Origin of the sequence: Citrobacter sp. Cpo142, assembly GCF_030332425.1 — a bacterium.
Taxonomy (GTDB): Bacteria; Pseudomonadota; Gammaproteobacteria; order Enterobacterales; family Enterobacteriaceae; genus Citrobacter; species Citrobacter portucalensis.
On the sequence record NZ_JAOWHW010000126.1, the window covers coordinates 195548 to 216039 of the forward strand.

Here is a 20492-nt window from a genome sequence, read left to right on the forward strand (position 1 = left end):
TCAGATTGGCTGCGTCATCAAGCCAACCGATTTTACGCCTGCACTGTGTAACAAGTTCAGCGCTTTAATTATTTCATCATAAGGCACGTCTTTCGCACCACCGATTAAAAAGACCGTTTTCGGATTGGTCTGCAGGCGGCTTTTCGCTTCCGCGATAACCTGCTCCGGCGGCAGTTGATCCATACGATCTTTCTCAACCACCACGCTGTATTGCCCAATACCGGAAACTTCAATAATGACCGGGGGTTCGTCGTTACTGCTGACGGCTTGCGACTCGGTCGCATCCGGCAGGTCGACTTCCACACTCTGCGTAATGATCGGTGCGGTTGCCATAAAGATCAGCAACAGCACCAGCAGTACGTCGAGCAGCGGTACAATATTGATTTCGGACTTGAGTTCGCGACGACCTCGTCCACGCGTTCTGGCCATGGCTTACCCCTTGTTGCTCTCGCTAACGGTAAACGCCTGGCGGTGCAGAATCGCGGTGAACTCTTCCATAAAGTTGTCGTAATTCAGTTCCAGTTTGTTCACGCGCTGGTTCAGACGGTTGTAGGCCATAACCGCCGGGATTGCCGCAAACAGACCGATAGCCGTTGCAATCAACGCTTCTGCGATACCCGGTGCGACCATTTGCAGCGTCGCCTGTTTTACCGCGCCCAGCGCGATAAATGCGTGCATGATCCCCCAAACGGTACCGAACAGACCGATATACGGGCTGATGGAGCCAACTGTGCCGAGGAATGGAATATGCGTTTCCAGCGTTTCCAGCTCACGGTTCATCGAGATACGCATCGCACGGGAAGCCCCCTCAACGACCGCTTCCGGCGCGTGGCTATTTGCCCGATGCAAACGCGCAAATTCTTTGAATCCGCTGTAGAAAATTTGCTCCGAGCCCGCCAAATTATCACGACGCCCCTGGCTTTCCTGGTACAGGCGCGACAATTCAATGCCGGACCAGAACTTGTCTTCAAATGCTTCGGCTTCACGTGAAGCAGCATTAAGAATACGGGTCCGTTGGATGATGATGGCCCAGGATGCGATTGAGAAACCAATCAAAATCAACATGATAAGTTTAACCAGAAGGCTTGCCTTCAGGAACAAATCAAGGATATTCATGTCAGTCACTGCTTAAACTCCGCGACAATAGACTTGGGAAGCGCACGAGGCTTCATTTTGAGTGGATCAACGCAAACAATCAGAACTTCGGCTTCATTCAGCACGGTGTTCTCTGCGTTGACAATGCGTTGCGTGAAAACCAATGAGGTGCCACGCATTGACGTAATTTCGGTTTGAACTTCGAGCATATCGTCGAGCCGGGCAGGCGCAAAATACTCGAGGGTCATCTTGCGCACCACAAAGGCTACACGTTCGGCCAACAGGACCTGCTGACTGAAGTGATGATGACGAAGCATTTCTGTGCGTGCTCTTTCATAAAAAGCGACGTAACTGGCGTGGTAAACCACCCCACCGGCATCGGTATCTTCATAATAGACACGAACCGGCCATCGAAACATATACTTATTCATTCCTACTGCCTCTTTGTTGGCTTCGCCCACTCGCACCAGTTACTTACCTTTGTAAGCGTCTGGTGATTCGCGTTCTTGCCGCCGCGATGCATCAAGAATGTCGTTGTATATCGCGCTGTCTTCACTGTACATCCCGGTAATGCAACAAAAGGTTAGTGCTTTCAAACTTCGCTACTATACGCGCGGGAATGGTGCTTTGGAATGGGGGAAAGTAAACGGAGAGTAAAAAATTATGGGCTTATGCAAGCCCATAAATATTTAAGGATGTTTCTTATTCAAAAGAAGAAGAAAATCAGACCAACAAAGAGGACAATATCCGCGATCAGCGGGCAGAAGATGCCCTGCCAATGTACGGCGCGAGGACGGAAGCCAACGCCGTGAATAATGCCTGCGCAGACCGCCCACATCAGCAGGAAACCATGCCAGATTTCAAGCTCACTGGTTTTGGCCGCAAAACGTGACGGATCCCAGAATATGCAGCCAGCCAACACGATTGCCAGCACAAATGAAAGCGCCCGCAAGGGGCGCTTGTCCATCGCGTTGTATACCATCGCGATAATGTTGGTCATTAGCTATCTTCTTGCCCGGCTTTGCCTGATTCAACGTGCTCAAGCGCCAGCGCAGTGATTATCCCAAATGCACAGGCAAGAAGCGTTCCCAAAATCCATGCGAAATACCACATTTTAAGCTCCTTACTTAGTACAGAGAGTGGGTGTTGCTTTCAATATCTTCTTTAGTGATGCGACCGAACATCTTCCAGTAACACCAGCTGGTGTATAGCAGAATGATCGGTACAAACACCGCCGCGACCCAGGTCATCAGATTCAATGTACGCTGGCTGGAGGTGGCATCCCACATGGTCAAACTTGCGTTCATCATGGTGCTGGATGGCATCACAAACGGGAACATTGCGATACCGGCAGTCAGGATGATGCAGGCTAACGTCAGTGAGGAGAAGACGAACGCCCATGCCCCTTTCTCCATACGAGAAGTCAGGATGGTCAACAGCGGCAGAACCACGCCCAGTGCAGGAACCAGCCACAGGATAGGTGCATTGTTAAAGTTCACCATCCATGCGCCAGCCACACGAGCAACTTCTTTGGTCAGCGGGTTAGAGGCGGCATGATGATCCAGTGCAGAGGTCACAACATAACCGTCAATACCGTAAATCACCCACACACCGGCCAGCGCGAAGCAGACCAGAGTCACCAGCGCCGCAACCTGTGAAGTTGCACGAGCACGCAGATGCAGTTCACCTACCGTACGCATCTGCAGATAGGTCGCACCCTGGGTGATGATCATCCCAACGCTCACGACACCCGCCAGCAGACCAAACGGATTCAGCAACTGGAAGAAGTTACCGGTGTAGTACAAACGCATGTAGTCATCTACGTGGAACGGAACCCCTTGCAGCAGGTTACCGAACGCCACGCCAATCACCAGCGGTGGCACGAAGCTACCTATGAAGATGCCCCAGTCCCACATGTTGCGCCAGCGCATATCTTCAATCTTAGAGCGGTAGTCAAAACCGACCGGACGGAAGAACAAGGACGCCAGAACCAGAATCATCGCCACATAGAAACCGGAGAACGCAGCGGCATAGACCATCGGCCAGGCAGCGAACAGTGCGCCACCCGCGGTGATGAGCCAAACCTGGTTACCGTCCCAGTGCGGGGCGATGGAGTTAATCATAATTCGACGCTCGGTATCATTACGACCGAGGAAACGGGTGAGCATGCCCACCCCCATGTCGAAGCCATCAGTGACCGCAAAACCAATCAGCAGAATGCCAACCAGCAGCCACCAGATAAAACGCAATACTTCATAATCGATCATTTGACGACTCCTGTCTTAGCGTGCCGGCTGAGAAGTCACAGTGGACTGCTCGTAGTGATAACGACCGGTTTTCAGGCTACTCGGCCCAAGGCGTGCGAACTTGAACATCAGATACAGTTCAGCCACCAGGAACAGGGTATACAGGCCGCAAATCAATAGCATCGAGAAGATGAGGTCGCCAGCAGTCAGCGAAGAGTTCGCTACGGCTGTTGGTAACACTTCACCAATCGCCCACGGTTGACGACCGTACTCTGCAACAAACCAACCGGATTCAATAGCAATCCACGGCAGAGGAATCGCATACAGCGCGGTGCGCAGCAGCCATTTTTTCTCACCGATACGGTTACGAAGCACAGTCCAGAAGGACACCGCGATAATTGCCAGCATCAGAATGCCGCATGCCACCATGATACGGAAAGCGAAGTACAGCGGCGCAACACGAGGAATAGAATCTTTCGTTGCCTGCTGAATTTGCGCTTCGGTCGCGTCGGTGACGTTATCCGTATAGCGTTTCAACAGCAGACCATAACCCAGGTCTTTCTTCATGCTGTTGAACTGGTCGCGAACGGCCTGGTCGGTAGTACCAGCACGCAGTTCTTCCAGCAACTGATACGCTTTCATCCCGTTACGGATACGCTCTTCGTGCTGCACCATCAGGTCTTTTAGACCAATGACCGGTGTATCAACAGAGCGGGTGGCAATGATGCCCAGCGCATAAGGAATCTGAATCGCAAAATGGTTTTCCTGCGCATCCTGGTCCGGAATACCGAACAGCGTAAAGGAAGCTGGAGCAGGCTGAGTTTCCCATTCTGCTTCAATCGCAGCGAGTTTGGTTTTCTGCACGTCACCCATTTCGTAACCAGATTCATCACCCAGAACGATAACAGACAGAATAGCAGCCATACCAAAGCTGGCAGCGATAGCAAAAGAACGTTTAGCAAACGCGAAGTCACGACCGCGCAGCATATAGTAGGAGCTGATACCCAGAACGAACATCGCGCCACATACATAACCAGATGCCACAGTGTGAACAAATTTCACCTGTGCTACCGGGTTGAGCACCAGTTCAGAGAAGCTCAGCATCTCCATACGCATGGTTTCGAAGTTGAAATCCGCTGCGATTGGGTTCTGCATCCAGCCGTTCGCAACCAGAATCCACAACGCAGACAGGTTAGAACCCAGAGCCACCAGCCAGGTGACACACATATGCTGGACTTTACCCAAACGGTCCCAGCCGAAGAAGAACAGACCTACAAAGGTGGATTCGAGGAAGAAGGCCATCAAACCTTCGATCGCCAGCGGCGCACCGAAAATATCCCCTACATAGTGGGAGTAGTAAGACCAGTTAGTCCCGAACTGGAACTCCATGGTCAGACCGGTAGCCACACCCAGAGCGAAGTTGATACCAAACAACTTGCCCCAGAACTTGGTCATATCTTTATAAATCTGTTTGCCGGAAAGGACGTAGACCGTTTCCATAATGGCCAGCAAGAACGCCATACCGAGCGTCAGTGGCACAAACAGGAAGTGGTACATCGCGGTCAAGGCAAACTGTAAGCGCGACAGTTCGACTATATCTAACATCATGACTCCTTGCTCATCGCATGAAGACTCCGAGAGTGAACCCCGTTAGAAAGGGTCACACGCATGCCCCAATACAAATTTATCTGCTTCCTTCCGCCGCTACCCTTCCCTCTCATTTGAAGAAAGGATAATGATGAAAAGTTACAAACATGTTAATAAAACACTCAAATTGATCCCGCAATTATATTACGCCGTAAAATCCTTACAATAAACAGGTTTTTATCGAGACAAATTTGCATTTTTCGATAGTGATCAATTTATAGCTAATTTACCACTTTCAGACCAATTTGATCTGAAGCAATTTAACCTCTTTTGATGCTGTTTTCCAAGTTTTAAACATTGATTTAAATCAATTTTCAAATTTAATGTTAATAGTGTTTAGCACTCACGCTACTAGTAAACGCGATGTTAACAACATGTTTTTCAATGAGTAATTGCCGTTACTACAAATGATAGGATATTTATTTAAATGTACACGATCTTTTAACCAGCCCGGCTGACTAAATTGATAGCAGATAAAGAATCACTAATGCTGGGTAGCTCACAGTTTTTTGTTTAGCAAGTCATGGATTTGTTATTTCATACAAATTATTCATTTAAATTTTACTTATAATTAACACCGAGATGTAACTATCTCAACTGGAAGCGAAAACGTTCCACAATGACCGATGCATTGCGTTTGTCGTTCTGCGAGAGAATGCTGACGTTTCGCTTAAATCATCACTGAAAGTTATCATTAACACCCCCTCTTCTCTTATGTGGCAAAGATTAAATATGCCACAAACATTTCCTTATCATTTTTATCCTAAATTTAACAAAAATGAATTATGACATATAAGATTAAAAAATAAAAAACCGTTATGTCGTTCACAAGTTAATTAGTAATTGGGATTTTTGAAATTATTTAAAACACGTCATAAATGGCTCGCATAACAAAATAAGATTTCGATCACAAACATGGCAAGTCATTTATTACCCAATTCTCTAATAAATTAAAAGCAGTTAAAAAAATACATCGCATCACATTGATTACAAAAGAATTTTACACCAACTAAATATAACAATCATTTTTCTCAGGATATTTTGAAAATAGATCAATTGCTTCCTTTTTCGCTTCCACAGAAACTCCAACCCTATTAAGAGGTTGTCACAATCCATGTTCTAAATATTAGAAAATAATTTCACTTATTGACCATCAGCCCTACAGAGGATTACCCATGAAGAAATCTACACTTGTTATTGGCGTCATCGGTGCTGACTGCCATGCAGTAGGTAATAAAGTTCTGGATCGCGTTTTTACTGCTCATGATTTTCACGTAATCAACCTCGGGGTGATGGTGAGCCAGGATGAATATATTGATGCTGCGATTGAAACAGGCGCCGATGCCATCGTGGTGTCCTCTATCTACGGTCATGGCGACATTGACTGCCTCGGGTTACGTGAGCGCTGCATCGAACGCGGCCTTGGCGACATTCTGCTGTACGTCGGCGGCAACCTGGTCGTCGGTAAACATGACTTCGCCGACGTGGAAGTGAAGTTTAAAGAGATGGGCTTTAACCGGGTCTTCGCCCCCAGCCACGATCTGGAAGATGTTTGCGCGCTTATCACTAATGATATTCACCAACACAATGGCCTCGAACAGCGTTGCCTGGAAGAGGCCATCTGATGCAAACAGTTTCTGTCGATATCGGCTCGACATGGACCAAGGCAGCCCTCTTCGCACATGAAGGCGAGGAATTAACCCTGGTAAACCATGTCCTGACCCCAACCACCACACATCATCTGGCAGACGGTTTTTTTGCCAGCCTGAATCAGGTGCTGAATGTTGCCGATGCTCGCCCGTTACTGAAAAGTGGTGAAGTGCAGTTGAAATACTCCTCCTCAGCGAAAGGTGGGCTCGCCGTTGCAGCAATGGGGCTGGTGCCTTCCATTACGCTGGAGTCGGCAAAAGTTACCGCCCATTCGGCAGGAGCGAAAATCGCGCAATATTATTCGTACAAGCTGAACCGTCATGACATCCAGGAGCTGGAATCATCACCACCAGACATTCTGTTGTTTACCGGCGGGACAGACGGTGGCGAAGAAAGTTACGGCCTGGCGAATGCACACGCGCTGGCAGGCTCAAAGCTTGATTGCGCCATTATCTACGCCGGAAACCGGGACATTCAGGACGAAATACAAACGATTCTGGGACATAAGGATCTGACCACGGTAGACAACATTCTGCCGGACCTCGATCACCCGAATCCGTTTGCCGCGCGCCAGGCGATTTGCGATGTGTTCTTGTCACGCATCGTCAAAGGCAAAGGTCTGGACGTTATCGTCGGCGAAACAGGCGAAGAGCCTATGCCGACGCCATGGACGGTATATGAGTTAGTCAAAGCCATTAGCGATTACGACAGCGCATGGAAGGAATTCATGCTGATTGATATGGGCGGAGCCACCACGGATGTCTATTCGGCCAGCGCGAATACCCTCTCCCCCGATACCGTCCTGCATGGTGTTCCTGAACCGTTCGTCAAACGTACCGTTGAAGGCGACCTTGGCATGCGCGTTTCCGCCGTTGTGGTGGGAGAAAGCACGCAGGATATGGTGAAAGTCATCTTCGCCCAGCAGCCACAGCGCGAGGAAGCGTTTTACCGCTATCTACGCCACTTGGTTGGGCAACCGGATTACCTGCCACTCAGCGAGGAAGAGAAATATTTCGACACCCTGCTGGCAGGTTTATGCGTGGGCTATGCCGCTGAGCGCCACGCGGGCACTAAAAAGCAGGTTTGCACCTGCGTGGGTAATGTGGATTTACAGATGGGTCGCGATCTCACCACCGTACGCAAAGTCGTCGGTTCAGGGGGATGGCTCTCTCGCGCCAGCCAGTTCGATATCCATAACTGGCTCAAATACAGGGAGCTGGACGACCAGGGCAAAAGAATTCTGTTACCGAATCAGTTTGAGTATTACCGCGATTCAAATGGCCTGCTCCCGCTACTGGCAAACGTCGCCAGGCTGTACCCGCAAGCCGCTGCTCGCACCAGCATTCAGTGTTTAACCCTATAAAACTTAAGGCAGCTACGAATGGAACTTCGAAATAAAAAATTGACCCATGACGAATTCATGACCGAAAGGCATCAGGTGTTACAAACCTGGGAAACCGGTAAAGACGTTGAGAACTTCGAAGATGGCGTGAAGTACCAGCAATCAATTCCAGAGAAAAAGCGTTTCTCCCTCGCCCTGCTGAAGGCCGATCAGGAGGGTAAAACTCTGAGCCAGCCGCGCGCAGGTGTGGCATTAATGGATGAGCATATTGCGCTGCTCAAAACATTGCAGGAAGAGTGCGACCTCCTGCCAAGTACTATCGATGCCTATACCCGTCTGAACCGCTATGAAGAAGCCGCTGTCGGGATCCAAAAATCCATCGAAGCAGGTACTTCCAAGCTGAATGGTTTACCGGTCGTCAATCACGGGGTTGCTGCCTGCCGTCGTATGACTGAATCGCTGGATAAACCGATCCAGGTTCGCCACGGTACACCGGATGCGCGTCTGCTGGCAGAAATCGCCATGGCCAGTGGCTTTACCAGCTACGAAGGCGGCGGTATCTCCTACAACATCCCTTACGCCAAACGCGTCACCCTGGAAAAATCTATCCGCGACTGGCAGTACTGCGACCGTCTGATGGGTCTGTACGAAGAGAACGGCATTCGCATCAACCGTGAGCCGTTTGGTCCGCTGACCGGCACGCTGATCCCGCCGTTCATGTCCCACTCAGTCGCGATTATCGAAGGTCTGCTGGCGCTGGAGCAGGGCGTGAAGTCTATTACCGTCGGTTACGGCCAGGTCGGTAGCCTGACACAGGATATCGCTGCTATTCAGGCACTGCGTGAACTGTCCCACGAATACTTCCATAACCATGGCTTCGACGATTACGAGCTGAGCACCGTTTTCCACCAGTGGATGGGCGGATTCCCGGAAGATGAAGCAAAAGCCTTCTCCGTTATCGCCTGGGGTGCAGCGGTTGCCGGTATGTCTGGTGCCACAAAAGTCATTACCAAAAGTCCGCACGAAGCATTCGGTATCCCAACCGCGGCAGCTAACGCCCAGGGTCTGAAAGCGTCACGCCAGATGCTCAACATGGTCAGCGATCAGAAATTCCCGCAGTGCGCTGCCGTGGAGCAGGAAGTTGACCTGATTAAGAGCGAAGTCCGCGCGGTATTGAAGAAAGTCTTCGAACTGGGCAATGGCGACATTGCGCGCGGTACGGTGCTGGCCTTTGAAGCTGGCGTGCTGGATGTGCCTTTCGCTCCTGCCGCCTGTAACGCCGGTAAGATCCTGCCTGTTCGCGATAACACAGGCGCAATCCGTATTCTTGAAGCCGGTGCAGTGCCGCTGCCGAAAGATATTCTCGCCCTGCACCACGACTACGTTGCAGAGCGCGCACATTTCGAAGGTCGCAAGCCTTCTTTCCAGATGGTCATTGATGACATCAACGCCGTATCCCACAGTAAATTAATAGGAAGACCATAATGAAAATTAAACAGGCCCTTTTCACAGCTGGCTACTCCTCATTTTATTTTGACGATCAGCAGGCCATCAAAAACGGCGCCGGTCATGACGGGTTTATCTATACCGGCGATCCGGTAACGCCTGGATTTACGTCTGTTCGTCAGGCGGGTGAATGTGTTTCCGTACAGCTGATTCTGGAAAACGGCGCGGTAGCTGTGGGCGATTGCGCAGCGGTGCAATATTCAGGTGCAGGCGGTCGTGACCCACTGTTCCTGGCTGAAAACTTCATTCCGTTCCTCAACGACCACATCAAGCCGTTACTGGAAGGTCGTGACGTTGATTCGTTCCTGCCGAACGCGCGTTTCTTTGACCAACTGCGTATTGACGGTCATCTGCTGCATACCGCCGTCCGCTATGGTTTGTCTCAGGCGCTGCTCGACGCTGCGGCGCTGGCTACCGGTCGTCTGAAAACTGAAGTGGTTTGCGATGAATGGCAACTGCCGTGCGTCCCGGAAGCCATTCCATTATTTGGTCAGAGCGGTGACGACCGTTATATCGCCGTTGATAAGATGATCCTCAAAGGTGTGGACGTCCTGCCGCATGCGCTGATCAACAACGTGGAAGAGAAGCTGGGCTTTAAAGGCGAAAAACTGCGTGAGTATGTACGTTGGTTATCCGACCGCATCTTAAGCCTGCGCACCAGCGAACGTTATCACCCGACGCTGCACATTGATGTGTACGGCACGATCGGTCTTATCTTCGATATGGATCCAGTGCGTTGCGCCGAATACATCGCCAGCCTGGAAGCCGAAGCCCAGGGTCTGCCGCTGTATATCGAAGGTCCGGTTGATGCCGGTAACAAGCCGGATCAGATCCGCATGTTGACCGCCATCACCAAAGAGCTGACTCGTCTGGGTTCCGGCGTGAAAATCGTTGCGGATGAATGGTGTAACACCTATCAGGATATCGTGGACTTTACCGATGCAGGCAGCTGCCACATGGTACAGATCAAGACTCCGGATCTGGGCGGTATTCACAACATCGTTGATGCGGTGCTGTATTGCAACAAACACGCGATGGAAGCCTATCAGGGCGGTACCTGTAACGAAACCGAGATCAGTGCCCGCACCTGCGTACACGTGGCACTTGCCGCGCGTCCAATGCGCATGCTGGTTAAACCGGGTATGGGTTTCGATGAAGGTCTCAACATCGTGTTTAACGAAATGAACCGCACCATCGCGTTGTTGCAAACTAAGGATTAAGAGATGGCACGCACATTTAAGATCTTATCGCCTACGGCTATCCTGGGTTATGGCTTCCCGGAAGAAAGTTTTCGTAAAGCCATGGAAGAGTCACCGGATCTTATTGCTGTTGACGCAGGTTCCTCCGATCCTGGCCCCCACTACCTGGGGGCAGGTAAACCCTTTACTGACAGGGCCGGTGTGAAACGCGATCTGCGCTATATGATTGTGGCAGGCGTTAAGAACAACATCCCGGTAGTAATCGGCACAGCTGGTGGTTCTGGCGCAGCTCCGCATCTGGAGTGGTGTCGCCAGATAATCCATGAGATCGCGCAGGAAGAAAAACTGTCTTTCTCAATGGCGCTAATTCCGTCTGATGTCGACAAAGAAATCGTTCATCAGGCGCTGGATAACGGCAAAATCACCGCGCTCGATTTTGTGCCGGAACTGACTCACGAGGCCATTGAAGAGAGTACCTACATTGTCGCACAAATGGGCATCGAGCCTTTCCAGCGTGCGCTGAAAGCCGGTGCGCAGGTGGTCCTGGGCGGACGTGCCTACGATCCGGCCTGCTTCGCCGCGCTGCCGATTATGCAGGGCTTTGATGAAGGTCTGGCGCTTCATTGCGGTAAGATCCTTGAGTGTGCAGCCATTGCCGCCACCCCTGGTTCCGGCTCAGATTGTGCGATGGGAATCATTGACGATAACGGCTTTACGCTGAAGGCGTTCAATCCCAAGCGTAAGTTCACCGAGACTTCCGCAGCAGCACACACCCTGTACGAAAAGTCAGATCCGTACTTCCTGCCAGGGCCAGGCGGTGTGCTGAACCTGAAGGCATGCACTTTCACCCAGGTTAACGAGGGCGAAGTGTATGTCAGCGGTTCACGCCATGAAGAAACACCGTATGCGTTGAAACTGGAAGGTGCACGCCAGGTTGGCTTCCGTTGCCTGACCATCGCCGGAACACGTGACCCGATTATGATTGCCGGGATTGACACGATTCTTGAAGAGGTACAGGCAAGCGTGGCACGTAACCTCTCGCTGAATGACGACAGTATCCGCATGACGTTCCACCTGTACGGTAAGAACGGTGTGATGGGCAACCATGAGCCGATGAAAACTGCGGGCCATGAACTGGGAATTTTACTGGATGTCGTCGCGCCAACGCAGGATATCGCCAACAGCGTTTGCTCTCTGGTGCGCTCTACCCTGCTGCACTACGGCTATGAAAATCGCATTGCGACTGCGGGCAACCTCGCCTTCCCGTTCTCGCCATCTGATATTCAGAGTGGACCGGTGTATGAGTTCTCGATCTATCACCTGATTGAAGCGAGCGATGCGCTGCGTTTTGATTTCCACATTGAACAGGTGACGCCAGAAGGAGTTCAGGCATGAAACACTCAATTTGTTCACTGGCGCAAGTAATTCGTTCCAAAAACGCCGGACCGTACGAACTAGTTTTAGATATTTTATTTAAAACAAGGGAAGACTATCAGCGGGTAAAAGCCTGCGAGCAATTAACGCCGCAGCTTATTGCCGGTTTATATAATGTTGAGCCTGAGTTTATTCACAATATCGTCTGGTTCGATCCAGCGAATGCCGTAAAAATCGTCATGCCACGGGATATTATTTCCGGCAATGTCGGTGACAATGATGTTTATGGTGCGCAGCAACACGCTCCATTATTAAGTATTGAGTTTGACTTGTAACAAAAAACACAATAACAACCATTGGAGCACAGAATTCAGCTGTATCACAGTGCTTCGAATTATTCATGCGGTTGGTCACAACAGGCGTGCGTCTGAGCTGCTGTCCAGGTTCAGGCGCACGCCACCCTACACAATTCCAATTACCAGCCTTTATCCGATGGAGTACACATGAAGAAAATTAGTTTAACGAAGATGATCATATTAGGCCTGATACTCGGCATGATTGCCGGGGTGGCCATAAATAATATGGCCGCGGCTGAAACAGCAAAATCTTATGCAGCAGATATTTCCATTTTTACCACTATATTCTTACGTATGGTGAAAATGATTATCGCTCCATTGGTTATTTCAACTCTGGTTGTGGGTATTGCCAAAATGGGCGATGCCAAAACGCTGGGACGTATATTTTCAAAAACCTTCTTCCTGTTTATTTGCGCCTCTCTGGTGTCAATTGCACTGGGTCTGGTTATCGTTAATATCTTCCAGCCAGGCGCAGGTATCAACTTTGTGCCACATGACGTCGGAGCCGTTGCCGCCGTTAAGTCAGAGCCATTCACGCTGAAAGTATTCATCTCACACGCGGTACCGACCAGTATTGTCGATGCGATGGCGCGTAACGAAATTCTGCAGATCGTCGTGTTCTCAATCTTCCTCGGTTGCAGCCTCGCTGCGATTGGTGAAAAAGCCGATCCTATCGTGAAAGTGCTGGATTCACTGGTGCACGTCATGCTGAAGCTGACGGGTTACGTCATGCTGTTTGCACCACTGACCGTTTTTGCCGCTATTTCAGGTCTGATTGCCGAACGTGGTTTGGGTGTGATGGTTAGCGCCGGGATCTTCATGGGTGAGTTCTACCTGACATTGGGTATGCTGTGGGCAATCCTGATTGGCCTGTCTACTATGATCGTCGGGCCTTGCATCGCACGGTTAACTAAATCAATCCTCGAACCCGCTCTGCTGGCCTTTACCACTTCAAGCTCTGAAGCCGCCTTCCCGGGTACGCTGGACAAGCTGGAAAAATTCGGTGTTTCTTCAAAAATCGCCAGCTTCGTTCTGCCTATCGGTTATTCCTTTAACCTGGTCGGTTCCATGGCTTATTGCTCATTTGCCACCGTCTTTATTGCCCAGGCGTGCAACATCGAACTGAGCATGGGCGAGCAAATCACCATGCTGTTGATCCTGATGCTGACCTCAAAAGGAATGGCAGGCGTACCGCGCGCATCAATGGTGGTTATCGCTGCAACCCTGAACCAGTTCAACATTCCAGAAGCTGGCCTGATTCTGCTGATGGGCGTCGATCCGTTCCTCGATATGGGTCGTTCCGCCACCAACGTTATGAGTAACGCAATGGGTGCTGCCATCGTGGGCCGTTGGGAAGGCGAACACTACGGCCAGGGTTGCCGTGGAACTGCGCCGGTGAAGACCCCGGAACAAGAACGTCCGGTTACCGAAACGGAAGTCGCTTTGTCCTGACAGTAGAAGAACGACTAATCGTAGGCCGGATAAAACGCGTCAGCGTTGCCATCCGGCAATTATACCGTGTTAACGCCGGATGGCGGCGTGAACGCCTTATCCGGCCTACAGGATAGTTTTCCCAACAACACCAACAGGAATGCATAATGAATAAAACAATTCTCGGCGTGAGTCTCTTTTCTTTCAGCGTCTTGTTTAGCGCAACCACATTCGCGCAAACCACGCCCGACTACGCCAAGCTGATAGAACAGGCTCATCAGAAGTACAAAAGTAACAACGATGGAAAAGTCGCCGACTACATCCCTGCTCTGGCGACCTATAGCCCGAAAAATTTTGCCATCACCATTGCGACGGTGGACGGCAAGATCTACCAGGTTGGCGATGTTAACAAACCTTTCCCAATGGAATCCCTGAGTAAAGTGTTCACCATGGCGCTCGCCATGGAGCAGCACGGTCCTCAGGTAGTGCTGGATAAACTTGGCGCCAATGCCACCGGTATGCCATTCAACTCAGGTTTAGCCGTTGAACTGACCAAAGGTGCGCCTGAAAACCCGCTGGTAAACGCCGGGGCCATGAGCACCGTTAGCCTGATCGAAGCCAAAGACAAAACCGATCGTTGGAACAAAATTCTCGACAACCTGAACGTCTGGGCCGATGCCACTCTCACCGTGAACGAACCGGTTTTCAAATCTGAAATGGAAACCAACCAGCACAATCAGGCGCTGGCCAAGCTGATGGAATCCTATAACAGCTTCTATGGCAACACTGACGAAGCCGTCGAAATTTATACCCGCCAGTGCTCGGTGGATATCACCGTTGAGCAACTGGCCAAAATGGGTGCCGTACTCGCGAACAAAGGCAAATCTCCGTTCAACGGTAAACAGTTGCTGAACGAGAAATATGTTCCGCAGGTGCTGGCAGAAATGGCAATCGCCGGGCTTTACGACGGTAGCGGTAAATGGCTGTACACCGTTGGCATCCCGGCAAAAAGCGGCGTCGGCGGCGGCATGGTTGCCGTTGTCCCAGGCGAATATGCAATTGCGGTCTATTCTCCGCCGCTAGATGCAGCCGGTAACAGCGTTCGAGCCCAGCAAACTATCGAATATGTCGCCGAAGCGACAAAAGCCAATGTCTTTTTAGCCAAATAACTTTACGCCGGATGGCGCTTCGCTTATCCGGCCTACGATTAGCGCATTTATTTACGCCGTCATCCGGCAAAATGAAAAGGTGAGAAGTACTATGTCTAAACCATTTGTCTGGCAGGAACTCTTTGTTCAGAGTAAAGATAGTACCGAGTATGAATTACTGAGTAACCAGCACGTTACGGTAACGGAGTTAGACGGAGAGGAAGTGATCAAGGTTGCACCGGAAGCGTTAACCTTGTTAGCACAGCAGGCGTTTTATGAGGCTTCATTTTTCCTGCGCGCCGGACATTTAAAACAGATTGCCAGCATTTTGCACGACCCACAGGCCAGCAGTAACGATAAGTACGTCGCATTGCAGCTGCTGCGCAATGCAGAGGTTTCAGCTAAAGGCGTACTGCCCAACTGCCAGGATACCGGGACGGCAACCATTGTGGCCAGCAAAGGACAACATGTCTGGACCGGCGGCGATGACGCAGAAGCATTAAGCAAAGGCGTGTATTCCACCTTTACCGAAAACAACCTGCGTTACTCGCAAAATGCCCCGCTGGATATGTATACCGAGGTCAATACCCAGACCAACCTGCCCGCACAAATCGATATTAGCGCCACCCCAGGTAACGAATACCGTTTCCTGTTCGTCAATAAAGGTGGCGGCTCAGCTAACAAAGCGGCACTGTACCAGGAAACCAAATCCATTCTACAGCCGGAAAAACTCACTGCGTTCCTGATCGAAAAAATGAAATCACTGGGTACAGCCGCTTGTCCGCCGTATCACATCGCTTTTGTGGTTGGGGGCTTATCCGCCGACCAGGCGCTGAAAGTCGCCAAACTGGCTTCAACCAAATATTACGATAATCTGCCCACCAGCGGGAACGAGCTGGGCCAGGCGTTCCGTGATACGGCGCTGGAAGCCGAGTTGCTCAATGCCAGCCGCGAGTTTGGCATCGGGGCGCAGTTTGGCGGCAAATACTTTGCCCACGATATCCGCGTAATTCGCTTACCGCGCCACGGCGGCTCCTGCCCAATCGCGATGGCCCTCTCCTGCTCTGCCGACCGCAACATTAAGGCCAAAATTAATAAACACGGTATCTGGCTGGAAAAACTCGAGCATAATCCGGGCAAATTTATCCCCGATTCTCACCGGGTAGAAAACGGCGCTCAGACCGTACAACTGGATCTGAACCGTCCGCTGCGTGACATCCTGCATGACCTTTCCGCTCTGCCCATTGGTACACGCCTGTCGTTAAGCGGCCCGATTGTTGTTGCTCGCGATATCGCCCACGCGAACATCAAAGCGCGACTGGATAACGGCGAACCTATGCCGGAATACATGAAAAAGCATATCGTTTACTACGCTGGTCCCGCCAAAACCCCGGAAAATCAGGCCTGTGGCTCGATGGGGCCCACCACCGGCGGGCGCATGGATGGGTATGTCGATGCTTTCCAGGCACAAGGCGGCAGCCTCATTATGCTCACCAAGGGTAACCGCAGCCAGCAGGTCACTGATGCCTGTCACAAACACGGTGGATTTAGCCTCGGCAGCATTGGCGGTGCCGCAGCCCTGCTGGCGCAGCAGTACGTGAAAAGCCTGCAGTGCCTTGAATATCCCGAACTGGGAATGGAAGCCGTATGGATGATGGAAGTTAAAAATATGCCGGCCTTCGTATTAGTGGATGACAAAGGCAATAACTTCTTTAGCCAGTTCGAGCAGCAGCATCGCTGCGCAACTTGTCCGGCAGGGCATTAAGGAGTTTCCATGGAAGCGCGCGCCAATAACGACAGACACCGTCAGCGTCAGCAGAAGCTGAAAGAGCAGGTTGATACCCGCGTAGCGGCTGCAACGGAGAAGAAAGGGATCCTGATTGTCTTCACCGGCAACGGAAAAGGAAAATCCACCGCAGCCTTTGGCACGGCAACGCGCGCAGTGGGTCACGGAAAAACCGTTGGCATCGCGCAGTTTATTAAAGGTCAGTGGGATAATGGCGAGTACAACACACTGCAACCGCTCGGCGTCGAGTTCCATATTATGGGCACCGGATTTACCTGGGAAACCCAAAATCGGCAAGCAGATATCGAGGCGGCAACGGTTGTGTGGCAGGAGAGTAAGCGCATGCTGGCTGATGCGCATTACGATCTAGTGGTGCTGGATGAACTCACCTACATGCTGGCTTACCACTATCTGGATACGCAAGAGGTTATCAGCGCCATCGAAAATCGCCCTGCCGGTCAGAGCGTTATCGTCACAGGGCGCGGATGCCATACGCTGTTACTGGAACTGGCCGATACGGTCAGTGAAATCCGCCCGGTCAAACACGCGTTTGACCGCGGTATTCAGGCACAGGTTGGGATCGATTGGTAGCCGTTCTTTTGCCGGATAACGATGCTAACGCGTCTTATCCGGCCTACCCATCGTTGTAGGCCTGATAAGGCGCAAGCCACCCTCAGGCAGCCGATACCACGGACTTACTGAGCAACCAGTTACGGAAAATCTGTAAATGCTCGGATTCCGATTTCTCTTCACGCCACGTCATAATAAATCGATTCCCGGTACGCATTGGAACATCGCAAGGAATGACCATATCACCACTGTCCAGATCGTGCTGAATGGCAAAACGCGGGAGCAGCGCAACGCCCAGATTAGAACGGACCGCCGCGATCAGCATCGATAACAAATCAAATCTCGGACCTTTATTCACCAGCGGACTGCTGACATCTGACAGCGCAAACCACTCCTGCCACCCTTTGATGCGCGTACTTTGGTGCAAGAGCGGAAATTCGTTTAGTAATTCGTTCACCGCCAGTTTTCGTTCCGGTTCGGCCAGCAAACAGCGGCTGCATACCGGCAGAATTTCCTCTTCAAACAGGTACTCAACCCCTGACCATGGCGAATAAAAGTCTTCACGCATAATTGCCGCGTCATACTCTCGATTGAGAAAATCACCAATATTCGCCAGGGAATGAATGTTCACGATAATATCAGGATTAAGTTTGTTAAATTCACGCAGGTTTGGGATCAGCCAGTGCGTGCTGAACGTCGGATTCACCGCCAGCTCAATAACCTGTACCGTTGGCTGCCAGGTCATTATCGTCGTCGTATCTCGTTCAAGTTTATTTAACGTTTCTTTAACGATACTTAAATAGTGTTTGCCAGCCGCATTTAAAAAAATGCGTTTTTTGGCATGATTAAATAGCGCGGTATTGAGAAAATCCTCCAGTGCATTTACCTGGCGGAAAACAGCACTTTGTGTTAAAGCCAGCTCTTCAGCTGCCCGGGTATAACTTTCGTGACGCGCAACAACTTCAAAAGTTACCAGCAACTCCGTCTTAGGTATTTTTCCTCTCATAACCTCTTCCATATGCAGCGTGCAAAAATAGTTTAATTTATAAAAAATAATTCAAGATACCCAGATAAGCACCGAGAGTTATATTTTATTTCATCCATTAATGTCATTGATCCAATCCATGATTTGCTCACACTGATGGCGGATAAATATTAACCGATAATACTCAAGGGCAACAATAAACACAATTTAAATAAGGTTAAACCCAAGCAAATAGTGCCAATAAGTTCTTAATAATTTTTCAAGTTATCTTGTTTATTGCAGAAAAAACTTTGCGAGATTAATCAATATTATCAGTGCGATAATTTTGGATAATTTCACGTTATAACTTACGGGCAAACGACTGCTTTTTATCATTCCTTGATGTAGTTTCTGCCTTTTTTTGAATGATGTGATAAAGGACACAATGTGAAAACTTTCGGAAAGGTCTGGCTCGTTGGGGCAGGTCCCGGTGATATTTCATTACTTACCCTCAAAGCAATGATGTGCATTAAACAGGCTGATGTCATTATTTACGATCGGCTGGTCAATCCTAAAATTTTGGAATGGGCATTACCTGATTGTCTGCTTATCAATGTCGGCAAAAACCCAGGCTTCCATTGTGTACCGCAGGATGAAATCAATGCACTGCTTGTCCAGTATGCCCAAACGCACAATAATATTGTGCGTCTGAAAGGCGGCGATCCGTATGTTTTTGGACGTGGGGCTGAAGAAGTTGAGGATCTCGTCGAGACGGGAATCCCGTTTGAAGTGGTGCCGGGTATCAGCTCAACTATTGGTGGCCTGACCTATGCCGGGATTCCGGTAACACACCGCGATTTCGCCTCGGGATTTCACGTGGTAACCGGTCATACGCGGGAGGGCAACCAACAGCAGGACTGGCGTCAGCTGGCCAAACTGAATGGTACGCTGGTTATCGTCATGGGTATCGCCAATCTGGCGTTTATCTGTGAGGAATTATTGATGGGTGGAAAATCGGCAGATACACCTGCAGCGCTAATTATGTCCGCCACCCGGGATAACCAACGCCGACTGACCTGTACGCTCGGTTCACTACTGAGCAAGGCGCAGGAAGCTAACATCCTCCCCCCTGCGCTGATAGTGATTGGTGATGTGGTAACCCTGAGCGATCGGCTCTCTTTTATCCCTGAAGCCATCACGCTGCCAGAAAACCTTTACTGCGACAGTCTGGCATGACGAAAAGACTGGGGCGACGTTTGATGCGCCGCCCGGAAAACGCGGCAAAAGTAACTGGTTTGTGCGTATTGGAGTTTCCGGGCAATGCTGTCTATTGAATGAATGGGATCGTGCAATAACTCCCCCGCTTTTTGCATTTTTTTCTGATTCACCCAGGTTTTAAAGTTAACGCCCTGCCGTTTCTTAAAAAAACGGCTGAAATAGTTTGCGCTTAAGCAGACATGAGCCGCTACGGATTCCAGAGATAATTCACTATATAAATTCTCATCAATATAACGCAACGCTGCCAGAAGCTTTTTTTCGTGTCGGGAAGGTTCTGTAAAATAATGACGCGTGTAACTGGTCGGCGGAATAACAAACTCATCCGATTGCTGCTGTTCTGTCTCGAAATTATCAACAATAAAACTTAATAAATTAGCTGATGCCACCAGCGCATTATTATCTACTACCGCTACCTGACTCCATTCAGCTTTTATTTTTGGTTCATCCATCCATGAGCATTCATTATCAATAACGATAGTTTTATATTCCTGATATTTTGCCCGCACCTGCCCACAGAGCATAAAACCGTACAGATGCCCCTCGCGAATTAATGGCATAGAAAACAGACTTAGCCCTGCGTGACAGCTGAGTATTCTGGGTTTAAGGTGTTTTAATCCTTCAAAAGCACAATACTTGTCGCACTTTTGGCAACTCACACAATAGCGTTCATCCGCCCGCATTAATGTGCAGAACGAATTAAAGTTATGGCAATCCGAGAGAGTTTTTCCGCTAACATCAACCACAACAGTGGCTAATCCAGTCGCACTGGAGAATACTTTTGCTATCGAGAAAAAACGTTGTAGGTAATCATCCTGGATTTTCAACGACACGGTATCCTCCGGCATTAATGAAATTAAAGCCGGTAATATGCAGAATTTCATCAGGAGAAAGAATGATGCT

Annotated in this window: 19 protein-coding genes and 1 pseudogene; 11 read left to right on the forward strand and 9 right to left on the reverse strand. The window is 50.0% G+C overall.

What is annotated here, in order from left to right:
• The 7 genes from tolR to cydA form a co-directional block, all read right to left on the reverse strand.
• On the reverse strand, positions 1-429 hold the full coding sequence (gene tolR, locus OGY18_RS15875) for a colicin uptake protein TolR (protein WP_003022978.1): 429 nt from the start codon (positions 427-429) through the stop codon (positions 1-3).
• 3 nt (positions 430-432) lie between these two features.
• On the reverse strand, positions 433-1125 hold the full coding sequence (tolQ, locus tag OGY18_RS15880; RefSeq protein ID WP_003022976.1) for a Tol-Pal system protein TolQ: 693 nt from the start codon (positions 1123-1125) through the stop codon (positions 433-435).
• Positions 1122-1526, reverse strand: coding sequence for a tol-pal system-associated acyl-CoA thioesterase (gene ybgC / locus OGY18_RS15885; protein ID WP_003831439.1), 405 nt, complete (start codon positions 1524-1526; stop codon positions 1122-1124). Before ybgC ends, tolQ begins: the two co-directional genes overlap by 4 nt.
• Positions 1527-1801: 275 nt before the next feature.
• Positions 1802-2095 (reverse strand): cyd operon protein YbgE, encoded by a 294-nt coding sequence (ybgE, locus tag OGY18_RS15890; RefSeq protein WP_286553593.1) that lies wholly within the window; start codon positions 2093-2095, stop codon positions 1802-1804.
• Positions 2095-2208: a cytochrome bd-I oxidase subunit CydX gene (cydX, locus tag OGY18_RS15895; protein ID WP_003022970.1), complete on the reverse strand. Its 114-nt coding sequence runs from the start codon at positions 2206-2208 to the stop codon at positions 2095-2097. Before cydX ends, ybgE begins: the two co-directional genes overlap by 1 nt.
• Positions 2209-2222: 14 nt before the next feature.
• A complete protein-coding gene (cydB, locus tag OGY18_RS15900; protein WP_003831431.1) occupies positions 2223-3362 on the reverse strand; it encodes a cytochrome d ubiquinol oxidase subunit II in 1140 nt (379 codons plus the stop codon).
• A 15-nt stretch (positions 3363-3377) separates the two neighbouring features.
• Positions 3378-4946 (reverse strand): cytochrome ubiquinol oxidase subunit I, encoded by a 1569-nt coding sequence (gene cydA / locus OGY18_RS15905; protein WP_003022965.1) that lies wholly within the window; start codon positions 4944-4946, stop codon positions 3378-3380.
• A 1217-nt stretch (positions 4947-6163) separates the two neighbouring features.
• On the opposite strand from cydA, the gene glmS reads away from it, so the two are divergent.
• The 10 genes and pseudogenes from glmS (at position 6164) to cobO (ending at position 17371) form a co-directional block, all read left to right on the forward strand.
• Positions 6164-6613, forward strand: a complete 450-nt coding sequence (gene glmS / locus OGY18_RS15910; RefSeq protein WP_003022963.1) for a methylaspartate mutase subunit S — start codon at positions 6164-6166, stop codon at positions 6611-6613.
• The gene (glmL, locus tag OGY18_RS15915; RefSeq protein WP_003831429.1) at positions 6613-8001 is read left to right on the forward strand and encodes a methylaspartate mutase accessory protein GlmL; all 1389 of its coding nucleotides are present in this window, start codon (positions 6613-6615) and stop codon (positions 7999-8001) included. The genes glmS and glmL overlap by 1 nt, the downstream gene beginning before the upstream one ends.
• A gap of 18 nt (positions 8002-8019) precedes the next feature.
• Entirely contained in the window at positions 8020-9465 is a 1446-nt protein-coding gene (locus tag OGY18_RS15920; protein WP_003831428.1) for a methylaspartate mutase subunit E, read from the forward strand.
• Positions 9465-10706 (forward strand): methylaspartate ammonia-lyase, encoded by a 1242-nt coding sequence (locus OGY18_RS15925; RefSeq protein WP_003831427.1) that lies wholly within the window; start codon positions 9465-9467, stop codon positions 10704-10706. Before OGY18_RS15920 ends, OGY18_RS15925 begins: the two co-directional genes overlap by 1 nt.
• A 3-nt stretch (positions 10707-10709) precedes the next feature.
• Entirely contained in the window at positions 10710-12080 is a 1371-nt protein-coding gene (locus OGY18_RS15930) for an acyclic terpene utilization AtuA family protein (protein ID WP_003831426.1), read from the forward strand.
• Positions 12077-12394: a DUF4387 domain-containing protein gene (locus OGY18_RS15935; RefSeq protein ID WP_003831425.1), complete on the forward strand. Its 318-nt coding sequence runs from the start codon at positions 12077-12079 to the stop codon at positions 12392-12394. The genes OGY18_RS15930 and OGY18_RS15935 overlap by 4 nt, the downstream gene beginning before the upstream one ends.
• 168 nt (positions 12395-12562) lie before the next feature.
• Positions 12563-13844: pseudogene (locus tag OGY18_RS15940) on the forward strand (dicarboxylate/amino acid:cation symporter); the annotation flags it as partial.
• Positions 13845-14013: 169 nt separating this feature from the next.
• Positions 14014-15015, forward strand: a complete 1002-nt coding sequence (gene glsA, locus OGY18_RS15945) for a glutaminase A (RefSeq protein WP_063940684.1) — start codon at positions 14014-14016, stop codon at positions 15013-15015.
• Positions 15016-15106: 91 nt separating this feature from the next.
• Positions 15107-16759 (forward strand): class I fumarate hydratase, encoded by a 1653-nt coding sequence (locus OGY18_RS15950; RefSeq protein ID WP_003831421.1) that lies wholly within the window; start codon positions 15107-15109, stop codon positions 16757-16759.
• A gap of 9 nt (positions 16760-16768) precedes the next feature.
• Positions 16769-17371, forward strand: a complete 603-nt coding sequence (gene cobO / locus OGY18_RS15955) for a cob(I)yrinic acid a,c-diamide adenosyltransferase (protein WP_063940686.1) — start codon at positions 16769-16771, stop codon at positions 17369-17371.
• 82 nt (positions 17372-17453) lie between these two features.
• Here the strand turns inward: cobO and OGY18_RS15960 are convergent, their stop codons facing one another.
• A complete protein-coding gene (locus OGY18_RS15960; RefSeq protein WP_003022936.1) occupies positions 17454-18356 on the reverse strand; it encodes a LysR substrate-binding domain-containing protein in 903 nt (300 codons plus the stop codon).
• Positions 18357-18761: 405 nt separating this feature from the next.
• Between OGY18_RS15960 and cobA the strand changes: the two genes are divergently transcribed.
• Positions 18762-19550 carry a uroporphyrinogen-III C-methyltransferase gene (cobA, locus tag OGY18_RS15965; protein WP_003831416.1) on the forward strand — a complete coding sequence of 263 codons (789 nt, stop codon included), beginning with the start codon at positions 18762-18764 and terminating at the stop codon, positions 19548-19550.
• On the opposite strand, the gene OGY18_RS15970 is transcribed toward cobA, so the two are convergent.
• The gene (locus tag OGY18_RS15970; RefSeq protein ID WP_126955836.1) at positions 19529-20422 is read right to left on the reverse strand and encodes a PocR ligand-binding domain-containing protein; all 894 of its coding nucleotides are present in this window, start codon (positions 20420-20422) and stop codon (positions 19529-19531) included. The genes cobA and OGY18_RS15970 overlap by 22 nt on opposite strands.
• Positions 20423-20492: the final 70 nt, after the last annotated feature.

Excerpts from the sequence above, each read along its gene's own strand:
- tolR (WP_003022978.1), bottom strand. The coding sequence starts at position 429 with ATGGCCAGAACGCGTGGACGAGGTCGTCGCGAACTCAAGTCCGAAATC.
- ybgC (WP_003831439.1), bottom strand. The coding sequence starts at position 1,526 with ATGAATAAGTATATGTTTCGATGGCCGGTTCGTGTCTATTATGAAGAT.
- ybgE (WP_286553593.1), bottom strand. The coding sequence starts at position 2,095 with ATGACCAACATTATCGCGATGGTATACAACGCGATGGACAAGCGCCCC.
- cydX (WP_003022970.1), bottom strand. The coding sequence starts at position 2,208 with ATGTGGTATTTCGCATGGATTTTGGGAACGCTTCTTGCCTGTGCATTT.
- cydB (WP_003831431.1), bottom strand. The coding sequence starts at position 3,362 with ATGATCGATTATGAAGTATTGCGTTTTATCTGGTGGCTGCTGGTTGGC.
- cydA (WP_003022965.1), bottom strand. The coding sequence starts at position 4,946 with ATGTTAGATATAGTCGAACTGTCGCGCTTACAGTTTGCCTTGACCGCG.
- glmS (WP_003022963.1), top strand. The coding sequence starts at position 6,164 with ATGAAGAAATCTACACTTGTTATTGGCGTCATCGGTGCTGACTGCCAT.
- glmL (WP_003831429.1), top strand. The coding sequence starts at position 6,613 with ATGCAAACAGTTTCTGTCGATATCGGCTCGACATGGACCAAGGCAGCC.
- OGY18_RS15920 (WP_003831428.1), top strand. The coding sequence starts at position 8,020 with ATGGAACTTCGAAATAAAAAATTGACCCATGACGAATTCATGACCGAA.
- OGY18_RS15925 (WP_003831427.1), top strand. The coding sequence starts at position 9,465 with ATGAAAATTAAACAGGCCCTTTTCACAGCTGGCTACTCCTCATTTTAT.
- OGY18_RS15930 (WP_003831426.1), top strand. The coding sequence starts at position 10,710 with ATGGCACGCACATTTAAGATCTTATCGCCTACGGCTATCCTGGGTTAT.
- OGY18_RS15935 (WP_003831425.1), top strand. The coding sequence starts at position 12,077 with ATGAAACACTCAATTTGTTCACTGGCGCAAGTAATTCGTTCCAAAAAC.
- glsA (WP_063940684.1), top strand. The coding sequence starts at position 14,014 with ATGAATAAAACAATTCTCGGCGTGAGTCTCTTTTCTTTCAGCGTCTTG.
- OGY18_RS15950 (WP_003831421.1), top strand. The coding sequence starts at position 15,107 with ATGTCTAAACCATTTGTCTGGCAGGAACTCTTTGTTCAGAGTAAAGAT.
- cobO (WP_063940686.1), top strand. The coding sequence starts at position 16,769 with ATGGAAGCGCGCGCCAATAACGACAGACACCGTCAGCGTCAGCAGAAG.
- OGY18_RS15960 (WP_003022936.1), bottom strand. The coding sequence starts at position 18,356 with ATGAGAGGAAAAATACCTAAGACGGAGTTGCTGGTAACTTTTGAAGTT.